At 68.8% G+C, this 20855-nt stretch carries 22 protein-coding genes; 19 read left to right on the plus strand and 3 right to left on the minus strand.

What is annotated here, in order from left to right; translation table 11 throughout:
* Window positions 1-119: 119 nt before the first annotated feature.
* Both ACFV15_RS27840 and ACFV15_RS27845 read right to left on the minus strand, forming a co-directional pair.
* Complete coding sequence (locus ACFV15_RS27840) at window positions 120-920, minus strand: class I SAM-dependent methyltransferase (protein WP_378353642.1); 801 nt, start codon at window positions 918-920, stop codon at window positions 120-122.
* Complete coding sequence (locus tag ACFV15_RS27845; RefSeq protein WP_378353644.1) at window positions 899-1399, minus strand: DUF2505 domain-containing protein; 501 nt, start codon at window positions 1397-1399, stop codon at window positions 899-901. Before ACFV15_RS27845 ends, ACFV15_RS27840 begins: the two co-directional genes overlap by 22 nt.
* Between ACFV15_RS27845 and ACFV15_RS27850 the strand changes: the two genes are divergently transcribed.
* From ACFV15_RS27850 to ACFV15_RS27880, 7 genes are all read left to right on the plus strand, one after another.
* Window positions 1398-2471, plus strand: coding sequence for a UDP-N-acetylmuramate dehydrogenase (locus ACFV15_RS27850; protein WP_378353646.1), 1074 nt, complete (start codon window positions 1398-1400; stop codon window positions 2469-2471). The genes ACFV15_RS27845 and ACFV15_RS27850 overlap by 2 nt on opposite strands.
* Window positions 2472-2581: 110 nt before the next feature.
* Window positions 2582-3751 carry an Ig-like domain-containing protein gene (locus ACFV15_RS27855; RefSeq protein ID WP_378353647.1) on the plus strand — a complete coding sequence of 390 codons (1170 nt, stop codon included), beginning with the start codon at window positions 2582-2584 and terminating at the stop codon, window positions 3749-3751.
* Entirely contained in the window at window positions 3748-4563 is an 816-nt protein-coding gene (locus ACFV15_RS27860; protein ID WP_378353649.1) for an alpha/beta fold hydrolase, read from the plus strand. Before ACFV15_RS27855 ends, ACFV15_RS27860 begins: the two co-directional genes overlap by 4 nt.
* Window positions 4564-4631: 68 nt before the next feature.
* The gene (gene mshA, locus ACFV15_RS27865) at window positions 4632-5873 is read left to right on the plus strand and encodes a D-inositol-3-phosphate glycosyltransferase (protein WP_378353651.1); all 1242 of its coding nucleotides are present in this window, start codon (window positions 4632-4634) and stop codon (window positions 5871-5873) included.
* Window positions 5870-6382 carry a YbjN domain-containing protein gene (locus ACFV15_RS27870; RefSeq protein ID WP_378353652.1) on the plus strand — a complete coding sequence of 171 codons (513 nt, stop codon included), beginning with the start codon at window positions 5870-5872 and terminating at the stop codon, window positions 6380-6382. The genes mshA and ACFV15_RS27870 overlap by 4 nt, the downstream gene beginning before the upstream one ends.
* Window positions 6383-6449: 67 nt before the next feature.
* Window positions 6450-7370 (plus strand): DUF4349 domain-containing protein, encoded by a 921-nt coding sequence (locus ACFV15_RS27875; protein WP_378353654.1) that lies wholly within the window; start codon window positions 6450-6452, stop codon window positions 7368-7370.
* Between the two features lie 504 nt (window positions 7371-7874).
* Entirely contained in the window at window positions 7875-8624 is a 750-nt protein-coding gene (locus ACFV15_RS27880; RefSeq protein ID WP_378353655.1) for a phosphoglyceromutase, read from the plus strand.
* 64 nt (window positions 8625-8688) lie between these two features.
* On the opposite strand, the gene ACFV15_RS27885 is transcribed toward ACFV15_RS27880, so the two are convergent.
* The gene (locus ACFV15_RS27885) at window positions 8689-9309 is read right to left on the minus strand and encodes a DNA-binding response regulator (protein ID WP_378353656.1); all 621 of its coding nucleotides are present in this window, start codon (window positions 9307-9309) and stop codon (window positions 8689-8691) included.
* A 74-nt stretch (window positions 9310-9383) separates the two neighbouring features.
* Between ACFV15_RS27885 and ACFV15_RS27890 the strand changes: the two genes are divergently transcribed.
* The 12 genes from ACFV15_RS27890 to ACFV15_RS27945 all read left to right on the plus strand — a co-directional run bounded on the left by ACFV15_RS27890 (window position 9384) and on the right by ACFV15_RS27945 (window position 20800).
* On the plus strand, window positions 9384-10214 hold the full coding sequence (locus ACFV15_RS27890; RefSeq protein WP_378353658.1) for an oxidoreductase: 831 nt from the start codon (window positions 9384-9386) through the stop codon (window positions 10212-10214).
* A 143-nt stretch (window positions 10215-10357) separates the two neighbouring features.
* Window positions 10358-11587: a sensor histidine kinase gene (locus ACFV15_RS27895; protein WP_378353659.1), complete on the plus strand. Its 1230-nt coding sequence runs from the start codon at window positions 10358-10360 to the stop codon at window positions 11585-11587.
* Window positions 11584-12273 carry a response regulator transcription factor gene (locus tag ACFV15_RS27900; RefSeq protein ID WP_091293314.1) on the plus strand — a complete coding sequence of 230 codons (690 nt, stop codon included), beginning with the start codon at window positions 11584-11586 and terminating at the stop codon, window positions 12271-12273. The genes ACFV15_RS27895 and ACFV15_RS27900 overlap by 4 nt, the downstream gene beginning before the upstream one ends.
* Window positions 12274-12300: 27 nt before the next feature.
* Complete coding sequence (locus ACFV15_RS27905; RefSeq protein ID WP_378353661.1) at window positions 12301-13326, plus strand: hypothetical protein; 1026 nt, start codon at window positions 12301-12303, stop codon at window positions 13324-13326.
* A 5-nt stretch (window positions 13327-13331) separates the two neighbouring features.
* Window positions 13332-14903: a hypothetical protein gene (locus ACFV15_RS27910; RefSeq protein WP_378353663.1), complete on the plus strand. Its 1572-nt coding sequence runs from the start codon at window positions 13332-13334 to the stop codon at window positions 14901-14903.
* 12 nt (window positions 14904-14915) lie between these two features.
* On the plus strand, window positions 14916-15719 hold the full coding sequence (locus ACFV15_RS27915) for a sugar phosphate isomerase/epimerase family protein (RefSeq protein ID WP_378353664.1): 804 nt from the start codon (window positions 14916-14918) through the stop codon (window positions 15717-15719).
* A 332-nt stretch (window positions 15720-16051) separates the two neighbouring features.
* A complete protein-coding gene (locus tag ACFV15_RS27920) occupies window positions 16052-16825 on the plus strand; it encodes a thioesterase family protein (protein ID WP_378353666.1) in 774 nt (257 codons plus the stop codon).
* A gap of 23 nt (window positions 16826-16848) precedes the next feature.
* Window positions 16849-17661 carry a pyrroline-5-carboxylate reductase gene (gene proC, locus ACFV15_RS27925; RefSeq protein ID WP_378353668.1) on the plus strand — a complete coding sequence of 271 codons (813 nt, stop codon included), beginning with the start codon at window positions 16849-16851 and terminating at the stop codon, window positions 17659-17661.
* Between the two features lie 295 nt (window positions 17662-17956).
* Window positions 17957-18172: a helix-turn-helix domain-containing protein gene (locus tag ACFV15_RS27930; RefSeq protein WP_091293322.1), complete on the plus strand. Its 216-nt coding sequence runs from the start codon at window positions 17957-17959 to the stop codon at window positions 18170-18172.
* Window positions 18173-18313: 141 nt separating this feature from the next.
* The gene (locus ACFV15_RS27935) at window positions 18314-18415 is read left to right on the plus strand and encodes a 30S ribosomal protein bS22 (RefSeq protein ID WP_007030867.1); all 102 of its coding nucleotides are present in this window, start codon (window positions 18314-18316) and stop codon (window positions 18413-18415) included.
* A gap of 271 nt (window positions 18416-18686) precedes the next feature.
* Window positions 18687-19736 (plus strand): NAD-dependent epimerase/dehydratase family protein, encoded by a 1050-nt coding sequence (locus ACFV15_RS27940; RefSeq protein ID WP_378353671.1) that lies wholly within the window; start codon window positions 18687-18689, stop codon window positions 19734-19736.
* Window positions 19737-19777: 41 nt separating this feature from the next.
* The gene (locus ACFV15_RS27945; protein ID WP_378353673.1) at window positions 19778-20800 is read left to right on the plus strand and encodes a lysophospholipid acyltransferase family protein; all 1023 of its coding nucleotides are present in this window, start codon (window positions 19778-19780) and stop codon (window positions 20798-20800) included.
* The last annotated feature ends 55 nt before the right edge of the window (window positions 20801-20855 follow it).

Genomic DNA, 20855 nt, shown 5'->3' on the forward strand with positions numbered 1-20855 from the left:
ATGTGGCTTTGGTCAGCTCTGGAACCCCCAATGTGGCTTTCGTCAGCTCAGAGCTGACGAACGCCACATTGGGAGGCTGAAACCTGACGAATGCCGCATTGGGATTTTTTTTCGCTGGATCAGGGCTGGGGCTGGACGCTGGGCCAGGGCAGCGTCAGCTCGCCCAGGCGCCAGCGCGAGGGGCGGCCTTGGACCGGCCAGCCGCGCTGGGTGAGCAGTTGCACCGTGTGGACCCAGCGGGCGCGGGCGCCGAAGGCTTGATGGGGCGCGGCCGTGGCCCAGCAGATGTCCAAGGTGGACATGAGGTCGTGGACGCGCTCGCCAGGCACGTTGCGGTGGATCAGGATCTTGGGCAGGCGTTCGGCCATTGTGGACGGTCGGTCCAAGGTGGAAACCTTGCAGGACAACGTCAACGAGCGTGGACCCGACGAGGAGACCGTGACCCAGGTGCACAGGCGGCCGATCTCGTCGCAGGTGCCTTCGACCAGCAGGCCGCCCGGTGCGAGGCGGTCCAGCATCAGCTGCCACGCCTGTGCGACCTCGGTCTCGTCGTACTGCCGCAGCACGTTGAACGCGCGCACCAGCGACGGCCGCGTTCCGGCCAGCTCGAAGCCGCCGCGCCGGAATTCCAGCGACGGCCCGGCCGCTGCCTGCGCGACGGCGACGCGTTCGGCGTCCAGTTCCAGGCCGAGCACCCGGATGTCGGGCCTGACCGTCCGCAGGCGGCGGGCCATTTCGACCGTCGTCACCGGTGAGGCGCCGTAGCCGAGGTCGACGACCAGCGGCGGGTCACCGGAGCAGGAGCGCAGGAGCCGCACGACGGCGGGGTCCGCCGTCAGCCAGCGGTCGACGCGGCGTAGCCGGTTCGGGTTGGTCGTGCCGCGGGTCGGCGCCCCGATCAGGCGTTCTCGGCCAGCCACTTCGCGGTGAACTCCGCTTCGCGGTGCAGCAGCTTGGTGACCTGCTCGGCGATCACGCCTTCCAGCTTCGAGCCGAGCAGCGGGATGCGGACGACGACCTCGCCGATGTTGGCCAGCACGGTCTTGTCGCCTTCGCGCTTCAACGACGTGCGCGCGGTGATCTCGCCGGGGACACCGCTGACGACGGCCGTGGCCGTGCCGGTGTAGCCGTCGCCGTCGCGGGTCCAGGTCTGGGTCCGCTCGACCATCAGGTCACCCTTGTGGATCACCCGGACCGCCTGCGGCAGCCGGTCGGCGGAGATGCCCTGCCGGAGCTTGAAGCTGACCCCGTCGCCCGACGGCGTGAAGCTGAGCAGCTCGGCGTGCTCCCCGCCGATTTCCGCGAGGCGCGCGCGGATGGCGTCCTCAGTGGACGTGGCGGCCAGCACCGCTTCGACGTCCGGTGAGAACAATGCGCGGTGCTCGATACGGGATCCCATGCCCCGGACAGTACCGTTTCCTGTCGTGACCCCTTCCCAGACGACGCTGACCGACCACACCACGCTCCGGCTCGGCGGCCCGGCGCGCGCCTTCGCCGAGGCGACGTCGGCCGACGCGCTGGTGTCACACGTCCGCACCGCCGACGAGGCCGGTGAGCAGGTGCTCCTGCTCGGCGGCGGATCCAACCTGGTCGTCGGCGACGCCGGGTTCGACGGCACCGTGATCAAGGTCTCCACCACTGGCTGGAAGCGCGACGGCGACACGGTCGACGTCGCCGCGGGCCAGAACTGGGACGAGTTCGTCGAGTCGATGGTCGCCGAGGGCCTCGGCGGGGTCGAATGCCTGTCCGGCATCCCCGGCTCGGTCGGCGCGACGCCGATCCAGAACGTCGGCGCGTACGGCTGCGAGATCAGCGAGACGCTGATGTCGATCGAGTTCTACGACCGCCGCACACACGAGGTCCGCACGATGTCCGCCGCCGACCTCGGCTTCGCCTACCGCACGAGCGTGCTCAAGGGCACCGACGCCGGCGTCGTGCTCAGCGTCCGGTTCGCGCTCACGCCCGACGGCCTCTCGGTGCCGGTCCGCTACGCCGAATTGGCGCGCACACTGGGCGTCGAGATCGGCGAACGCGTCCCGGTCGCCCAGGCTCGCGAAGCCGTGCTCGGGCTGCGCCGCGGCAAGGGCATGGTCCTCGAACCGGCCGACCACGACACGTGGAGCGCGGGCTCCTTCTTCACCAACCCGATCATTCCCGCCGACCGAGTCGACATTGTTCGGGGCCAAATCAGCGAGGTCGTCGGCGACGTTCGTATCCCTGAGTATCCGGCCGACGACGGCGTGAAGCTGTCCGCGGCCTGGCTCATCGAGCGCGCCGGGTTCGCCAAGGGCCACCAGGGCCCCGGCGGCCGTGTGTCCTTGTCCACCAAGCACACGCTGGCCCTCACCAACCGCGGCGACGCTTCCACGGAAGACCTGCTCACGCTGGCCGCCGAGGTCCGCGACGGCGTCCTCGCGCGCTTCGGTGTCGAGCTCCACCCGGAGCCGCTCCTCATCAACTGCCACCTTTAGGGGCAACCCACGCGGGGTAAACACGTCCTAAAGCACAGTGGGGGAGAAGTAACGTCGAACCGCTGTAGAGCGCTGTTAGGCGTTGACGGGGTGGCAATGGGAGGTTGACGGTGTTGGAACGGCGCACAGTGTTCAAGGCAGCGTTGGCCGCGGGGGCTTCCCTGCTGCTCGCCGCCTGCTCCAGCACCGAAAACGGCAACGCGACCTCGGTCGACGGCAAGCCGGCGGAGGACGCGCCGAAGGCCAAGATCACCGCGGAGCCCGCGCTCGACGCCAAGGACGTCCCGGTCGCCAAGCCCGTCGTGGTGAAGGTCACCGAAGGCAAGCTCACTGAGGTCAAGGTGCTCGGCGAAGGCGACAAGGCGCTCAAGGGCGAGCTTTCGCCGGACGGCCTGACCTGGACCAGTTCCGAGTCGCTCGGCTACGGCAAGACGTACACCTACGCGGCCAAGGCCATGGGCACCGACAACAAGCCCGCCGAGTTCAAGGGCACCTTCACCACGATGAAGCCCGCCAAAGAGGTCCGCGCCACACTGAACCCGGCCGACAACGCCACCGTCGGTGTCGCGATGCCGATCAGTGTGAAGTTCGCGTCCGCGGTGAAGAACAAGGCCGAGGTCGAGAAGGCACTCAAGGTCAAGACCGACAAGAACATCGAAGGCTCGTGGGGCTGGCTGTCGGAGACACAGGTCGACTGGCGGCCGAAGGAGTACTGGCCGGCGAACATCGAGGTCAACGTCGAGGCGAAGCTCTACGGCGTCGACCTCGGCGGCGGCGCGTTCGGCAAAGCCGACGTCACCACCAAGTTCAAGATCGGCCGCAACCAGGTCGTCAAGATCCACACTCCCGACCACCAGATGCACGTCTACCGCGGTGGCGCGAAGGCCAAGAGCTACCCGTGCGCCAACGGCCTGGACGCCGAGGTCGACCGCAACACCCCCAACGGCACCTTCATCGTGATGGAGAAGAAGCCGCAGGCGGTGTTCGACAACGCGCGCTACGGCTACACCAACGTCAACAAGAAGTGGGCCTGCCGGATCTCGAATAACGGCGAGTTCATCCACGAGAACCAGGACAACGCGTCGGCCATCGGCAAGACCAACAACTCGCACGGCTGCGTGAACCTGCTGGAAGCCGACGCCAAGGACTACTTCGACTCGGCGCTCGTCGGTGACCCGGTGGAGATCAGCGGCTCGCGCCTGCCCGGCCCGACCAAGTCGGACGTCAAGGACTGGCTCTACGACTGGTCGACCTGGCAGACCTTCTCCGCCGTCAAGTGAACTCCGAGGTCAGCGCCGACGGGGTCCGGCTCGCGGTCCGCGTCGAGGGCGCCGAGAACGCGCCCGCGATCGTCTTCGTGCACGGCTGGGCCCAGTCGTCGCGTGCTTGGCTGCCGCAGCTGACCGATGAGTCGCTGCACAAGTATCGCCTGGTAGCGATGGATTTACGCGGTCACGGCGCCTCGGACGTCCCCGCCGACGGCTACGGCGACTCGCGCGTGTGGGCCGACGAGCTCGCCGCCGTGCTCGACTTCGCGGCCGCACCGGCGATCCTGGTCGGCTGGTCCTACGGCGGACTGGTGATCGCGGACTATCTGCGCGCGCACGGAACCGCACGAGTGAGCGGGATCGTGCTCGCCGGCGCGATCACCGAAATCGGCCGAGGACGGCCTGGCGGCAGCATCGGCCCGGCCATGGCGGCCGCGCTGCCCGCCGCCTTATCGGACGATCCGGACATCGCGGTCCCCGCGCTCGTCGAATTTTCCCGCGCGCAGGCTACGAAAGTAGTACCGGGCGCACTGGGCCAGTCCCTGCTCGGTGCGAGCCTCTCGACGCCGCCATTCGTCAGGAAAGCCCTGTTCAAGCGGGATGTCGGCAGCGCGGACGTGCTCGCCGCCATCGACGTCCCGGCACTGGTCGTGCATGGGACGGAAGATCGGATCGTCAACTTCTCGGCGGCGGAATACGCGGCCGGGAAGATTCCGGGTGCTGTTACGCGTTGGTTATCGGGTGTGGGGCATCTGCCGTTCGCCGAAGCGAGGTCGGAGTTCTCCGGCGCGCTACGGCAGTTCGCCGACGACGTGACCGCTTAAGCACTCAGGAGTACTTGGTGAGCTTCTCCCTGCATGGGATTCGTCGTGCGCCGCGCCGGGTGGCCGTGATGTCAGTGCACACATCGCCGCTCGAGCAACCGGGCACGGGCGACGCCGGCGGCATGAACGTGTACATCAGCGAGACGGCCCAGGAGATGGCCGCGCGTGGCGTCGGGGTGGAGGTGTTCACCAGGGCGACCTCGTCCGAGCAGCCACCGGTGGCCGAACTCGCGCCAGGCGTGCTCGTCCGGCACATCCCAGCCGGGCCGTTCGAGCCGCTCGGCCGGGACGAGGTACCCGCGCAGCTGTGCGCGTTCACCTCGGGCGTGCTGCGGACCGAGGCGTTCCACGAGCCCGGTTACTACGACCTGATCCACTCGCACTACTGGCTCTCCGGCCAGGTCGGCTGGCTCGCGCGCGACCGATGGGGCGTGCCGCTGGTGCACACCGCGCACACGCTCGCCAAGGTCAAGAACGCCGCGCTCGCCGAGGGCGACACCCCCGAACCGCGTACCCGCGTGATCGGCGAGGAGCAGGTGGTCGAGGAGGCCGACAGCCTGATCGCGAACACCGCCGTCGAAGCGCGCCAGCTCATCGAGCTCTACGACGCCGATCCGCGCGAGGTGCACACCGTCGCGCCCGGCGTCGACTTGAAACGCTTCACGCCCGGCTCCAAGACCGCCGCCCGCGACGCGCTCGGGTTGCCGCAGGACGCGGTGATCATGGCCTTCGCGGGACGCATTCAGCCGCTGAAGGCACCGGACGTGCTGCTCTACGCGGCCGCCGAGCTGCTGCGGCAACGTCCCGAACTGGCGTCGCGGCTGGTCGTGCTGATCGTCGGCGGGCCGTCGGGCACCGGCCTGGAGCAACCGCAAGCGCTGCGTGAGCTGGCCGTCTCGCTGGGTATCGAGCGGCAGACCTGGTTCATGCCGCCGCAGCCCGGCCAGTCGCTGGTCAACGTCTACCGCGCCGCGGACGTGGTCGCGGTGCCGAGCTACAACGAATCGTTCGGCCTGGTCGCGCTGGAGGCGCAGGCCTGCGGGACGCCGGTGGTCGCGGCCGAGGTCGGCGGACTGCCGGTCGCGGTCGTGCACGGGGTGTCCGGGCTGCTCGTGCCCTCGCACGCCGGTCCGGACTGGGCGTCGGCGCTGGCGAACGTGGCGTTGCAGCCGTCGCGGCACGCGGAACTTTCGACCAACGCGGTGACGCACGCGCGTCGCTTTTCGTGGCAGCGCACCACGGATGCTTTGCTGGACACCTACACGCAGGCGACGAGCGCGTTCCAGCGTGCTCTGGAGGTGGCGGTGTGAGTGTCGGCTCGATCATCGAGTCCGCTTTGGACAATGCGGAGCTGAAGTACGAAAAACGAGGCGACAGCGGGTTTTTCGTCACCCTGCCCGGCACGAAGAAGCTGCAGACCAACGCCTGGCTGATCGTCGGCGACCACGCTTTCGCCGTCGAGGCCTTCGTGTGCCGCCGCCCCGACGAAGCGCACGAAGAGGTCTACCGTTTCCTGTTGCGCCGCAACGCGAAACTGTACGGAGTTCACTACACATTGGACTCCAACGGCGACATCTACCTGGTCGGCCGGTTCGGGTTGGACACCGTCTCCGAGGCGGAGCTGGACAAGATTCTCGGGCAGGTGCTCGAGGCCGCCGACGGCGACTTCAACACCCTGCTGGAGATCGGCTTCGCGAGCTCGATCAAGCGTGAGTGGGACTGGCGCGTCTCGCGTGGTGAATCATTGGCGAACTTGCAGGCGTTCAAGCACCTGATCGAGCCGGCGGCGCACGAGCCGGGATCCTTGACCAACTCGTGATTTCGCATATGCAACGCGGCTGACCCCTTCGACCGTCTCACCGGCCATGACTGGAGGGAGACAGGCGATGAGGTTCTCGGCTAGACGGTGGTTGGTGCTGGCAGCGGCCGGTTTGGCGCTGGCGGGCTGCGGGTCGAACGACTCCGCGAAGAGTTCGACTGGCTTTGCCGGGGAGGCCGCTCCGGCGCCGGCGCAGCCTCAGCAGGGCTCGGGCTCGGCGAAGGACAGCGCCGGCTCGTCGGCGGGCAAGCCCGGCCAACAGGGCAAACCGGGCGCCCGGGTGCCGGTCGGCCAGGCGGGTGTCCAAGACCGCAAGCTCGTGAAGACCGCGAAGCTCTCACTGGCCGCCAACGACGTGCCCGCGATCGTCGATTCCGTGCGCCAGGTCGCGGTCGGCGCAGGCGGCTACACCGGCCAGGAGCGCAGCGACAAGAACTCGGCGACGGTCAGTCTCGCGGTGCCGAGCGACAAGCTCGACTCGACGCTGTCGGACCTGTCCAAGCTCGGTGAGGTCACCAGCCGCGAGCAGAACACGCAGGACGTGACCGAGCAGGTCGTGGACGTCGAGTCCCGGATCGCGACCCAGAAGGCCAGCGTCGAGCGCGTCCGCGCACTGCTGGCGAAGGCGAACTCGGTCGGCGAGATCACCTCGGTCGAGGCCGAGCTGACCAGCCGTGAGGCCGAGCTCGAGTCGATGCAGCGCAGGCAGCAGGCGCTGGCCGGCAGTGTCGCCATGTCGACGATCTCGGTCAGCGTGAGCCAGAAGGGCACGCCCCCGGCCAAGCCCGAGGAGCGCTCCGGCTTCTTCGGCGGCCTCGCGAACGGCTGGGACGCGTTCCTGACCTTCGGCAGCGGCGTCTTGACGGTGCTCGGCGCACTCGGGCCGTTCCTGCTCTTCATCGGCGCCCCGGTGCTCGCCCTGCTCCTGTGGCTGCGCAAGCGCCGCCCCGCGCGGACGCCCGCCCCCGAACCGGCCCCCGCCGAGTGACTTTGGGGCAAGGGCTCGTGAGTGTTTACGCCGGTTAGAACCGGCCGTACCACTCACGAGTCCTGACCTTGGGAAAGGCGGAGCGGCTTGAGGGAGGGGGGAGTCGCGATCTCAAGCCGCCCCGCTGAAGTTCCCGCCACTTGTGGACCCGGTGACGAGGGGGGTGCCAACGGGGCCGGCGGGGCCGCGACTCGGCAGGGGGGAGACGAGTCGCGGTCACGGTCCGCGTTCGGTCGGGGAGTGCGTGGAATCCGACCGAGCGGGACGGTAGTCAACCTGTCAGATGTCCACCTGTAATCACAAGACTACTGGTTACTCCATTCGAGTGAACTTCCCCAGATGGGCTAACGTAATGCAGTCCAAATGGGCGGTATTCAGGCTTGTTGGCGGGTATTCTCTTCTGTGGGTGACGTGTTACCGTCGAGTAACACACTCTCGGTAGGACTTACCGGGGTAACTGGTCCGCCCGTCCCATGCGAGTGCGTCTCTGGCAGGCTTGCGCCCATGGTCGAACTTGGGACGTTGGTGCTGCTGCGTCACGGGCAGAGCACGTGGAACGCGGAGAATCTGTTCACCGGCTGGGTCGACGTGCCGCTCTCGGAGCAGGGCGAGGCCGAGGCACGTCGCGGCGGTGCGCTGCTGAAGGACTCGGGCCTGCTGCCCGACGTCGTGCACACCTCGCTGATGCGCCGCGCGATCTCGACGGCGAACCTCGCGCTCGACGGTGCCGACCGGCACTGGATCCCGGTGAAGCGCGACTGGCGGCTCAATGAGCGCCACTACGGCGCCCTCCAGGGCAAGAACAAGAAGGAGACCCTGGACCAGTACGGCGAGGAGCAGTTCATGCTCTGGCGCCGCTCCTACGACACCCCGCCGCCGCCGATCGACCCCGACGACGAGTTCAGCCAGGCGCACGACGCGCGCTACGCCGACCTCGGCGACAAGGCGCCGCTGACCGAGTGCCTGAAGGACGTCGTCGAGCGGCTGCTGCCGTACTGGGAGTCCGAGATCGTGCCGGACCTCCGCGCGGGCAAGACCGTGCTGGTCGCCGCGCACGGCAACTCGCTGCGCGCGCTCGTCAAGCACCTCGACGGGATCTCGGACGCCGACATCGCCGGGCTGAACATCCCGACCGGTATCCCGCTGCGCTACGACCTGACCGACGACCTCAAGCCGGTCACCCCCGGCGGCCTCTACCTCGACCCGGAAGCGGCCAAGGAAGCCGCAGCCGCGGTCGCCAACCAGGGCCGCTGACCCGAACACCGCGATAAAGCCCGCTTCATCCCACGGGATGAAGCGGGCTTTATCGCGTTCTGAGCTAGAGGATTCCGACCTCGCGGGCACGGGCGCCCGCTTGGAAACGGGAGGTGGCGCCGAGCGCGTCCATGAGCTCGGCGACGCGACGGCGGTACGTGCGCAGACCCAAGCCGAGCGTGCGCGCGGCCGTTTCGTCCTTGCAGCCAGAGGAAAGCAGGTCCAGGATCTGCGGCGCCTGCAGGCGCAGTTCGGCGAAATCGGCGTCATAGACGGAAAGTTCGGTCGCGCCGCGCCAGGCCGCCTCGAACAGCGAGACGATCCCCTGTACCAGCTCCGGCTTGGAAACCACGCTATAGGACTGAGAACCGGCCGACTTGTCGCCAGCGAGTATCGCGATACGAGAGTCCAAAATGATCGTCTCGTTGACCTCGGTCGTGGTGATCCGGATCTGGACGCCGAGGCGTTCCGCGTGCCGGAGTTCCCGCGCCGAGTCGAGCAGCACGCCTGGCCGGTAGACCTTCCTGATCCGCTTGCCGCCCGTCGACTGGATCTCACCCGGCCGCGACGCCGCCCAGGTGTGCAGGTCATTCGCCGCGCACGAGATCTCCTCAGCGCGCGCGAAAAGATGCGCCGTCCTGGCGAACAGCTCCTGCTCGCCGCGTACCACCACTACGTCGTCCACGCCGTCAGTGTCCGCAAGTCGGCAGCATGTTGCCAAATCCAGCGTCGAAAAAAGACCAAAGCGAAGCTGAATCCATGACCAACGCAGCAGAATCCGGCACCTGGAAGCTCGGCGGCTTCACCGTCAACCGGCTTGGTTTCGGCGCGATGCGCCTGATGTTCCGCGACCGCGGCGCCGCGATCGCGGTACTCCGCCGCGCCGTCGAACTCGGCGTCAACCACATCGACACGGCCGCCTTCTATTTCCACGGCCACCTCTCCGCCAACGAGCTCATCAACACCGCTCTGCGGCCGTACCAAGCCGATCTCGTCATCACCACCAAGGTCGGGCCCGGTCGCGACCCGTCCGGCGGCTTCCTCCCGCCCGCGACGCCGGAGCAGCTCAAGGGCCAGGTCGAGGAGAACCTCCGCCAGCTCGGCCGCGAGCACATGGACGTCGTCAACCTGCGCATCGGCGAGGCACTCGAGCGCGGCACCGGCTCGCTCGCCGACCGCTTCGGCGCGCTGGCGGAACTCCGCGAAGCCGGCATGATCCGGGAACTCGGCATCTCCAACGTCGGGCCCGAGCACCTCGAAGAGGCGCTGAAGATCGCACCGGTCGTCTGCGTGCAGAACCAGTACGGCTTCGCCACCCGGCGTGAGGACGACGCGCTCATCGACACCTGCGCGAAGCACGACATCGCGTTCGTCCCGTTCTTCGCGGTCGCCAACACCGCCGAAAACGCCACCATCGACAAGCTCGCGGCGAAGTACGGCGTGACGCCCGCGCAGATCCGGCTCGCGTGGACTCTCCACAAGGGACCGAACGTCCTCGCCATCCCCGGAACGGGTGACCTGACCCACCTGGAGCAGAACATCGCGGCAGGCTCGCTCCGGCTGGCGGCCGAGGACCTCGACACTCTCTGAACTGCGTGAAGAAGCCGCTAAACGGCAACGAAATGAACGGAGTCTGAACCAGCGCCGAACATGTTCCCCGCAGGTGTCACGGCCGTCACGAGAACGCATCCAGTACTAGGCCAATGGGCTACCTACGCGCTTACCATCCTCTCGTGACCGTGCCCGTCTCATTCGCACTGGCCATCGGTGCTTTGGTGGTCGGAGTCGCCATCGGCTTCCTCATCGCCCGCACCCGGACCCAGCGGGCCGAGCGGAAGCCCGAGGGCCCGACCGTCGCCGAGCTGCTGATGCGGCTCGTGCGTTCCTCCAACAACGGTGTCGTCGTGCTCAACAAGTTCGGCGACATGGTGCTGCACAACCCGCGTGCCTACGAGCTCGGCCTGGTGCGGGTCAGCCAGGCCGACCCGAGGGCGCGGCAGGCGGCCGAACAGGTCGTCGAAACCGACGAGCCGATGGAGATCGACCTTTCCCCGCTCGAGGCGCGTGGCCGCCAGCCGGAGGCCGTGCTCGGGCTGGTGCGCCCGCTCGGCGACGGCTTCACCATCGTCGAGGCGGTCGACCACTCCGAGGCGGTCCGGCTGGAGGCCACCCGCCGCGACTTCGTCGCCAACGTCTCGCACGAGCTCAAGACCCCGGTCGGCGCGATCGCGCTGCTCACCGAGGCCGTGCTCGACGCGGCGGAGGACGTCGAAGAGGTGCGCCGGTTCGGCTCCAAGATCCTGCGCGAGTCGACCAGGCTCGGCCAGCTGGTGACCGAGCTGATCGCGCTGTCCCGCCTGCAGGGCGCCGAGCGGCTGCCCGACCTCAACGTGGTCGAGGTCGACGCGGTCGTGCGCGAGGCGCTCGGGCGGACATCCTTGTCGGCCGAATCCGCCGACATCACGGTGACCACCGACTCGGCCAGCGGCCTGCTCGTCGAGGGTGACCGGACTCTGCTGGTCACGGCGCTGTCGAACCTGCTCGAGAACGCCATCGCCTACTCGACCTCCGGCAGCCCGGTGTCGATCAGCAGGCGGCTGGCCGACGGCAACGTCGAGATCGCCGTCACCGACCGCGGCATCGGGATCGCCGAGGACGAGCAGCAACGCGTCTTCGAGCGCTTCTACCGCGCCGACAAGGCCCGTTCGCGCGCCACCGGCGGGACCGGGCTCGGCCTCGCGATCGTCAAGCACGTGGCAGCCAACCACGGTGGATCGGTGGGACTCTGGAGCAGTCCAGGCACCGGTTCGACGTTCACACTGCGGATTCCCGCACATGTCTCGCCGGAACCGGCCACCGGCAAGCAGGTCCCGCCCGCACCGCGGCAGGAGAAGACCCCCGAGCGGACACCCCGGCTCGTGGTGACCGGGCAAGAAGCCCCCGACCATGGAGGAAAGCTGTGACGAGGGTACTCATCGTCGAGGACGAGGAGTCGTTCGCCGACCCGCTCGCCTTCTTGCTGCGCAAGGAGGGCTTCACCGCCGCCGTCGCCGGAACGGGACAGCAGGCGCTGGAGGAGTTCGACCGCAACGGCGCCGACATCGTGCTGCTCGACCTCATGCTGCCGGGGATGAGCGGCACCGACGTGTGCAAGCAGCTCCGCCAGCGTTCGGCGGTGCCAGTGATTATGGTCACTGCCCGCGACAGCGAGATCGACAAGGTGGTCGGGCTCGAACTGGGCGCCGACGACTACGTCACCAAGCCCTACTCGGCCCGTGAGCTCATCGCCCGCGTCCGCGCGGTGCTGCGGCGCGGCGGCGAGCCCGGCGCGGACGGCGAACTGGCCCCGCTGGTGCTGTCGGCGGGACCGGTCCGGATGGACGTCGAACGGCACGTCGTCACTGTTGACGGGGCTGAAGTGTCACTCCCGCTCAAGGAGTTCGACCTCCTCGAGTACCTCCTCCGCAACGTGGGCCGCGTGCTCACCCGAGGGCAGCTCATCGACCGGGTCTGGGGCGCCGACTACGTGGGCGACACCAAGACCCTCGACGTGCACGTCAAGCGGCTGCGGTCCAAGATCGAACCGGATCCCGGCTCACCCCGTCACCTCGTCACCGTCCGCGGACTTGGTTACAAGTTCGAGACCTGAGTTGAAGAACGGGTACCGTAGCCCCCTGTGCGCCTAGGGGTCCTCGACGTCGGATCGAACACCGTCCACCTGTTGGTGGTCGATGCGCATCGTGGTGCGCACCCGACGCCGATGCACTCGGAGAAGGCGGTGCTGCGCCTCGCGGAGCAGATCACCAAGACCGGTGAGCTCAGCAAGGCGGGCGCGGACGACCTGGTCAACGCGGTCGAATCGGCCAAAGCGGCGGCCGTGCGGCTGGGGTGCGAGGACGTCATGGCGTTCGCCACCTCGGCCGTGCGCGAGGCCAAGAACTCGGCGAAGGTGCTGGCCAAGGTGGCCGAGCAGACCGGGGTCGAGCTCAAGGTGCTCTCCGGAGCCGACGAGTCGCGGCTGACTTTCCTCGCGGTGCGCCGGTGGTTCGGCTGGTCGGCAGGCAAGCTGCTGGTGCTCGACATCGGCGGCGGCTCGCTGGAAGTCGCGATGGGCATGGACGAGGAGCCGGAGCTGGCGGTCTCGCTGCCACTCGGCGCCGGCCGCACCACCCGCACCCGGTTCCGGCACGACCCGCCGTCACGCTCCGAGCTCATCGACACCACCACGTGGCTCGACGATCAGCTCGGCGAGCTGGCCGCCAAGGTCACCAAGCTGGGCACCCCCGATCGGGTGGTCGCGACGTCGAAGACGTTCCGATCGCTCGCCAGGCTGACCGGCGCGGCGCCGTCCGCGGCGGGGCCGAGGGCGAAGCGGGTGCTGACCGACACCGCGTTGCGCCAGCTCATCGCCTTCATCTCGCGGATGTCGGCGCATGATCTGGCGTATCTCGAAGGGGTCAGCTCGAGCCGATCCCACCAGCTGGTCGCGGGTGCGCTCGTCGCACAGGCGACGATGAAGGCGTTGTCACTCTCCGAACTCGAAATCTGTCCATGGGCGCTGCGGGAGGGTGTCATCCTTCGACGACTGGATCTCGCGAACGGCGCGGACGAAACTTCGAACACGGATCGTGGCGGTTCGTCGCGTAAATGGACCGGTGGCAGCAGCGCACTGGACTTGGACAGTCAGACACGGGCACGGTGAAGGGGATGGCAGAGGAGAGCGGGAGCGAGCAGCCACAGAAGACGGTGGCCGAACTGCTCGCCCAACACGGAGCGAAGCCCGAAGGCGGGCGTCGGCGGCGTCGTCGTGCCGCCGACGAGGACGAAGCGGTCGAGACGCCGGAGCCGGGTGGCTCGCGGCGCAAGCCGAGCGCGGGTGACACCGGCCCACAGGCGATCATCGACCGGGTCGCCGGTGCCGCCGCGCCGTCACCACAGCAGGCGCCTCCGCAGGCGCCTGGCCGTCGCGCCCAGCAGCCGCCCGAGCAGCAGGCCCCGCCGCGCCAGCGGCAGGACTCCGGGCCGTTCCGGGTCAAGCCGCCGGTGCACCAGGACTCCGGGCAGCTGCCCCGTCCGCAGGACTCGGCCCAGTTGCCGCGCCCGCAGGACTCCGCTCAGCTTCCGCGGCCCCAGGACTCGGCCCAGCTGCCCCGTCCGCAGATGCCGCCACCTCCCGTGGCGCCGCCTCCGGTGCCGCCGCACCCGCAGGACTCCGGGCAGCTCCCGCTGCCGCCGCGTGGCCGTGGGCCGCGCCAGCAGCCTCCGCCGCCGCCCGTCTCGCAGGAGGAGACCCGGCGCCGGATCACCCCGGCCCGCCCGCGTGGCGCCCAGCCACTCCCGCCGGTCCCCGCATTGCCCGCCGACACCGGCGCGCTTTCGTCGCGTTTGGACGGCCTCGACGGTGAGCCGGACGTAGCACCGGCGTCCGGACCCGGACCGGCTCCCGGCGGGATGGGCAGCGGCACCTTCCAGTCGCCGCAGGCCCCGCCCCGGCGGCAGCGGCGTCAGCCTGCCCGGCAGCAGCCGAAGCCGGAGGACTACACCGAGCAGATCCCGACGGTCATCGACGACATCCCGCCCGCCGCCCCGCCGGTGCCGCCCGCCGCGGCCGCCCCGCCGGTGCCGCCCGCCGCGGCCGCACCGCCGGCGCCGGTCGCGGACGAGCCGCCCGCCGGGCTGGCCAGCTGGCGCAAGAAGCGCAAAGCGGTCGCGATGGACGACACCGAGGTCGGTGTCATGCCCGCGGTGCCGCTCGACCAGGAGCCGCAGCTGGACACGTCGCTGCTCGACGGTGGCCCGCCGACCCAGTACTCGACGCCGCCGTCGTTCGCGCCGCAGCGCGCGATGCCGCACGACGACCCGTTCGACGACGAGCCGCTCGACCTGAACGCGCCCCCGGGCCGTCTCGACGACCAGTACGACTACGACGACGACCCGCTGGTCGACGACTACGAGGATGAGTACGAAGACGAGCCCGTCGCCGACGAAGAGCCGCCGCCGGCCGAGGAAGAAGGCTCAGCAGGCAAGCAGTGGCTCGCGCTGGCGTGGCAGCTCGCCGCCGGTGTCATCGGCGGCGCCGCCGTCTGGCTCGGCTTCAACTGGCTGTGGGTGAAGCTGCCGGCCGCCGCGCTGGTCGCCGCGCTGCTGGTGGTCGTCGGCCTGGTCTGGATCGTGCGGAAGATCCGCCGCGCCGAGGACCTGCAGACCACGGTGCTCGCCGTGCTGGTCGGACTGGTCGTGACCGTCTCACCCGCCGCGCTGCTGCTGTTGTCCAGATAGGACCATGGCTGCGTGACTGAACCATCTCGGGTGCCGGTCGGCCTGTCGACGGCTTCGGTGTGGCCGGTGCGCGCCGGCACGGCGTTCGAACTGGCCGCCGACCTCGGCTACGACGGGGTCGAGGTGATGGTCTGGGCCGACCCGGTCAGCCAGGACGTCTCCGCGCTGCGCCGCTGGTCGCGACGCACCGGCGTGCCGGTGCTCTCCGTCCACTCGCCATCGCTGCTGATCACGCAGCGGGTCTGGTCGCCGGACCCGGTGATCCGGCTGCGGCGCACCGTCGACGCCGCGACCGACCTCGGCGCGCGCACGGTCGTCGTGCACCCGCCGTTCCGCTGGCAGCGCCGCTACGGCGACGCGTTCGGCGACCTGGTCGACGAGCTGGAAGACGCCAGCGGCATCGAGATCGCCGTCGAGAACATGTTCAAGGTGCGCCCGCCCGGCGGCTCGCGGACTTCGCGGGTGTCCGCGTTCCGGCCGTCGATCGACCCGACCGACGTCGGCTTCCGGCACTACACGCTCGACCTGTCGCACACCGCGGCCGCCGGCATGGACGCGCTGGCGCTGGCCGAGCGGATGGGCGAGGGCCTCACGCACGTCCACCTCGCCGACGGGACCGGCATTCCCAAGGACGAGCACCTGGTGCCCGGCCGCGGCGGCCAGCCCTGCGCGGAATTGCTGGAGAAGCTGGTCAGCAATGGTTTCAGCGGGCAGATCGTGCTGGAGATCAACACCAGGCACGCCACCGGGCAGGCGCAGCGCGCGGCCGAACTGGCCGAGTCACTGCTGTTCGCGCGGCTCCACCTGGGACAGTGAGAAGTTCACGCGTTTCATGACACTGTCGTGGGTGCCTCCATTTCGCACCCGTGAACACGTAAAGTCCCGTGCGTGAGACCGCTGCGATCGTCGCTATCCGAAACCCGAATGAAACGATTCGTAGCCGGGCGGAGAGCGCCGGGTAGCCGGGTGGATATCCTCAGCGAGCGCGCGAGCACCCCCGCGCGCAACCTGGTGGAGGGGGGCGCGACCGTGCGTCTGCACGTGCCTTGCGTAGATCGTCTTCGGTGCTCGTCCGCGCTGGTCAGCGTTAGGTGAGCCCGCTCGACGACACCGCCACGTCCTTCGACGCGGCGAATACGGTGCGGTCGATGGGTGATGGGACGTTCACCGCCGACCTCAGGCTCGAATGGTCCATCGGCGGCCACCCGCACGGCGGCTTCCTCATGGCATTGCTCGCGAAGGCGGCGCTCGCCGTGCTCCAGGAGCGTGGTGAGCCGCCCGCCGACCCGCTCGCGGTGAGCGCCGAGTTCCTGCGCCCGCCCGCGATCGGCCCGGTGCTGCTGCGCACGGACGTCCGCAAGGTGGGCAGGCGCGCGACCGTGGTCTCGGTCGGGCTGGAGCAACGCGGCCGCAGCTGCGTCGAAGCCAGGGTGACCGCCGGCCGGTTGCCGATGCGCCGTCCGGAGTGGACGGAGCTGCCCGCGATGCCGGTCGAACCGCCCGCCAGCGCGATCGCGATCGCGGGCGACACCGCCGAAGGCACGTTCAACCTGGCCAAGGGCTGCGACGTGCGCCTCGACCCCGCCACGGTGGGATATCTGGCCGGCCGCACCGGTGACCCGCCCAGGATCAAGCTGTGGGTCCGTCCTCGCCACGGCCTGGCCGATCCCTATTTCGCGCTGGTCGCAGGCGACGTGAACCCGCCTGTCGTGTTCAACCTCGGCCGGTTCGGGTGGGCGCCGAGCGTGCAGCTGACCGCGCTGCTGCGCACGCGCCCGGCGCCCGGCTGGCTGCGGGTGATCGTGGACTGCCGTTCGGTGCACGAGTCCTGGTTCGACTCGGACGCCATGGTGATCGACTCACAAGGCCGCTTGGTCGCCCAAGCCCGTCAGCTGGGACTGGCACCGGCGCCGGGGGCTTGAGACCGCGTGTTTGGATGGTCGGCATGAGCGTTATCGCGTTGCTGGGTGCCGGAAAAATCGGAGAGGCGCTGCTCTCGGGGCTGCTGCACGGCGGCACGAGTGCCGACGACCTGCTGTTCACCGAGCGATATCCGGCGCGGGCCGCCGAGCTGACCGAGAAGTACGGCGTGCACGGCGTCTCCGTGCCAGAGGCGGCGAAGCGTGCCGACGTGCTGATCGTCGCCGTGAAGCCGCAGGACATCGACCCCGTGCTCGACGAGCTCGCGCCGCTGCTCGGGCCCGACTCGCTGGTCGTCTCGCTGTGCGCGGGCCTGCCGACCGCGCTGTACGAGCGCAGGCTGGCCGACGGTGTGCCGGTCGTGCGTGTGATGCCCAACACGCCGATGCTGGTCGGCGAGGCGATGAGTGCGATGTCACCCGGCAAGCACGCGACGGCCGCGCACCTGGCCGTCGTCCGGGAGCTGCTGGAGCACGTCGGCAAGGTCGTCGAGGTGCCGGAGTCGCAGCAGGACGCGGTGACCGCGCTCTCAGGCTCCGGGCCCGCGTACTTCTTCTTCCTGGTCGAGGCGATGATCGACGCCGGAATCCTGCTCGGACTGCCGCGCGCCCTGTCCGAGAGCCTGATCGTCCAGTCGGCCGTCGGCGCCGGCAAGATGCTCGCCGAGTCCGGCGAACATCCGGTCATCCTGCGCGAGGCGGTCACCTCGCCGGCGGGCACGACCATCAACGCCATCCGTGAGCTGGAGAAACACGGCGTCCGCGCGGCACTGCTGGCCGCCATCGAAGCCGCGCGCGACCGCTCGGTCGAGCTGGGCAAGGCCCACGAAACCCCCTGACCAGGCCGGGAAAAAAATCCCAATGTGGCTTTCGTCAGGTTTCAGCCTCCCAATGTGGCGTTCGTCAGCTCAGAGCTGACGAATGCCACATTGGGATTTTTTTGGGCGGCCAGGGCGGCATTCGGGGGACGCCAGGAATATTGGCTAGTGCAAATGGGGCAGGTCAGGGGCCCATACCGGTGACTGGCGTCGCATTAGTCCCACGAGTCCCGCTACTCTCACGAGAGCACGTGCGTGTCGGTACCGCCGGTGGGGAAGCCGCGCGGCGCGACACGTGTCGAAGGATCGGTGAATCATGCCGCCGAACAAGAAGGAGGACGTGCCCGCAGTCGGGCAGGTCCAGTTCCTGACGGTCGCCGAGGTGGCCACGCTCATGCGGGTCTCCAAGATGACCGTTTACCGCCTGGTGCACTCGGGCGAGCTGCCGGCCGTTCGCGTCGGCAAGTCGTTCAGAGTGCCTGAGAAAGCAGTGCACACCTACCTCGAAGGGGCATACTTCGACGTAGGTTGAGTGATCGGCGGGCCCGAACGCGGGCCCGCCGACTCAGTCGTGGACAGGCGCGGGTAACCTGGAAGACCGCTCGTGCCTGTGCGCTCCAACCGTTGGACGCTGCGCCGGGCAGCGTTACCGACGACGACCTAAGGAGCGCCCGTGGGCTCTGTGATCAAGAAGCGCCGCAAGCGCATGTCGAAGAAGAAGCACCGCAAGTTGCTTCGTCGCACTCGGGTGCAGCGTAGGAAGGCTGGCAAGTAGCCTTCGGCTGCAGAAGCTCGGGTATGGCCCGTCCAGCACTTGGACGGGCCATTCTCTGTTTGCGGGACCGCCTGCCCCCATTCGAGTGACGTCACGAAACGTTTGCCTGGTGGGCGAGTTAATAGCATGTAAGACGTCTCGGGACCATGCCTAATGAGCGGTAACATCCTGAGGGCGTCGGCGCGATGCTTCCAGTGAGTGCAGGTTCGCGCACCTCGGGTGACTGAGCCCGTGAAGATCGAAAAAAGCCCTAATCGCCGTAGGGAGACTCATGCCGTCCAACATCGTGCTCGTGACCGGGGTCGGTGGGGAGCTGGGCGGAAAACTGCTGGCCAGGCTCGGTAACAACCCCGACTTCGAGCGGGTCATCGGCGTGGACACCACTCCGCCGGCGAAATCCGTGCTGCAGCGAATGGGGCACGCCGAGTTCGTGCGTGCGGACATTCGCAATCCGCTGATCGCGAAGGTGATCAGCAGCGCCAAGGTCGACACGGTCGTGCACGCGTCGACGACCGCGCATCCGGCAGGCCCCAGCCGCCGGCTGGCGATCAAGGAAGTCAACGTCATCGGCACCATGCGCCTGCTGGCCGCGTGCCAGCGCTCGCCGCTGGTGCGCAAGCTGGTGGTCAAGTCCACCGCCGCCGTCTACGGCGCCAGCTCGCGCTCGCAGGCCGTGTTCACCGAGGATTCAGAGCTCATCCCGGCGGATTCCAGCGGCTACGCCAAGGACGCCGTGGAGATGGAAGGCTATGTCCGAGGTTTATCTCGGCGCAGGCCGGATATCACTGTCACCATGGCCCGCTTCATCAATCTCATCGGGCCGGAGGTCGACACCGTGCTCGCGAGGTACTTCGCCTTGCCAGTGGTCCCGACGGTGTTCGGTTTCGACGCCCGCATCCAGCTCCTGCACTCGGCGGACGCGCTGGCAGTGCTCGAGCTGGCGACTGTCCATGACAAGCCCGGCGTGTTCAACGTCGGTTCGGACGGCGTGATGACGCTGTCTCAGATGATCCGCCGCGCGGGCAGGCTCGAACTGCCGATGCCGCGTGGCGTGCTGCCGTCGATCGGGAAGGTGCTGCGCGGCGCTCGCGTCGTCGACTTCTCGGCCGATCAGGTGCGGCTGCTGAACTTCGGGCGGGTCGTGGACACCACGCGGCTCAAGAAGGAGTTCGGCTACACCCCGCGCTGGACGACGCGCGAGGCGTTCGACGACTACATCCAGGGCCGTGGCATCAGGCCCGTCCTGGACGGGGGCCTGCTGGCGGGACTGGCGGGCAAAGTGATGACCGCGGCGGCCACCGGCCAGTCGGCCACGCGGTGAAACCCGAGCGAGACCCGCACAAGGAAAGCGAGGCGGACAAAGTGAGCAGTGCCGAAGCACAGGTCATCCCGCTGCACGGACCGGGGAGAGAGAAGCCGAGGGACACCGTCGAGGTGCCCGCGGAGAAGCTCGCCGAAGCGGATGAGGCTGAACGGCTGCTCCAAGCCCCGGTCGTCAACTTCCCGACCGCGGCCGCCGCGCCGGTGCGGCAGCCGGAGGTCTCCGAGCTGCCCGAGGCGCTGGCGGAGGCGATCGCGTTCGTGCGCAGCAGGCTGACGGGTGATTACACCGTCGACGAGTTCGGCTTCGACGCCGAGCTCACCGAGACACTGATGCTCCCGCCACTGCGCGCGCTGTACCAAAAATGGTTCCGTGTAACGACTTACGGCGTGCACAACCTGCCGGTCGACGGCGGCGCGCTGCTCGTCTCCAACCACTCGGGCACCTTGCCGATCGACGCGCTGATGACCGCGGTCGCCGTCCACGACGAGCACCCGAAGCACCGCCACATGCGCGGCCTCGGCGCCGATCTGGTCTTCAAAGTGCCGTTCATCGGATCGTTCGCCCGCCGCATCGGTCAGACACTGGCCTGCAACGCCGACGCCGAGCGCCTGCTCTCCAAGGGTGAACTGGTCGGCGTGTGGCCGGAAGGCTTCAAGGGCATCGGGAAGCCGTTCTCGGCTCGCTACAAGCTGCAGCGGTTCGGGCGGGGCGGTTTCGTGTCGGCGGCGTTGCGCACCGGTGTGCCGATCATCCCGGTCTCCGTGGTCGGCGCCGAGGAGATCTACCCGAAGATCGGGGACGTGAAGGTGCTCGCGCGCATGCTCGGGCTCCCGTACTTCCCGATCACGCCACTGTTCCCGCTCTTCGGCCCGCTCGGCGCGATCCCGCTGCCGACGAAGTGGACGATCGAATTCGGCGAGCCGATCCAGACCGACTCGTACTACCCGGGCGCCGAAGAGGACCCGATGCTGGTCTTCAACCTGACGGACCAGGTGCGCGAGTCCATCCAGCAGACGCTCTACCGCCGTCTCTCCCAGCGCCAAGGCATCTTCCGCGGCTGACGGGTCGTGAGTGTTCCCGACGGCTCTAACCGTCGGGAACACTCACGAGCCGGAA

This window comes from Amycolatopsis sp. NPDC059657 (genome assembly GCF_042734395.1).
Classification (GTDB): Bacteria; Actinomycetota; Actinomycetes; order Mycobacteriales; family Pseudonocardiaceae; genus Amycolatopsis.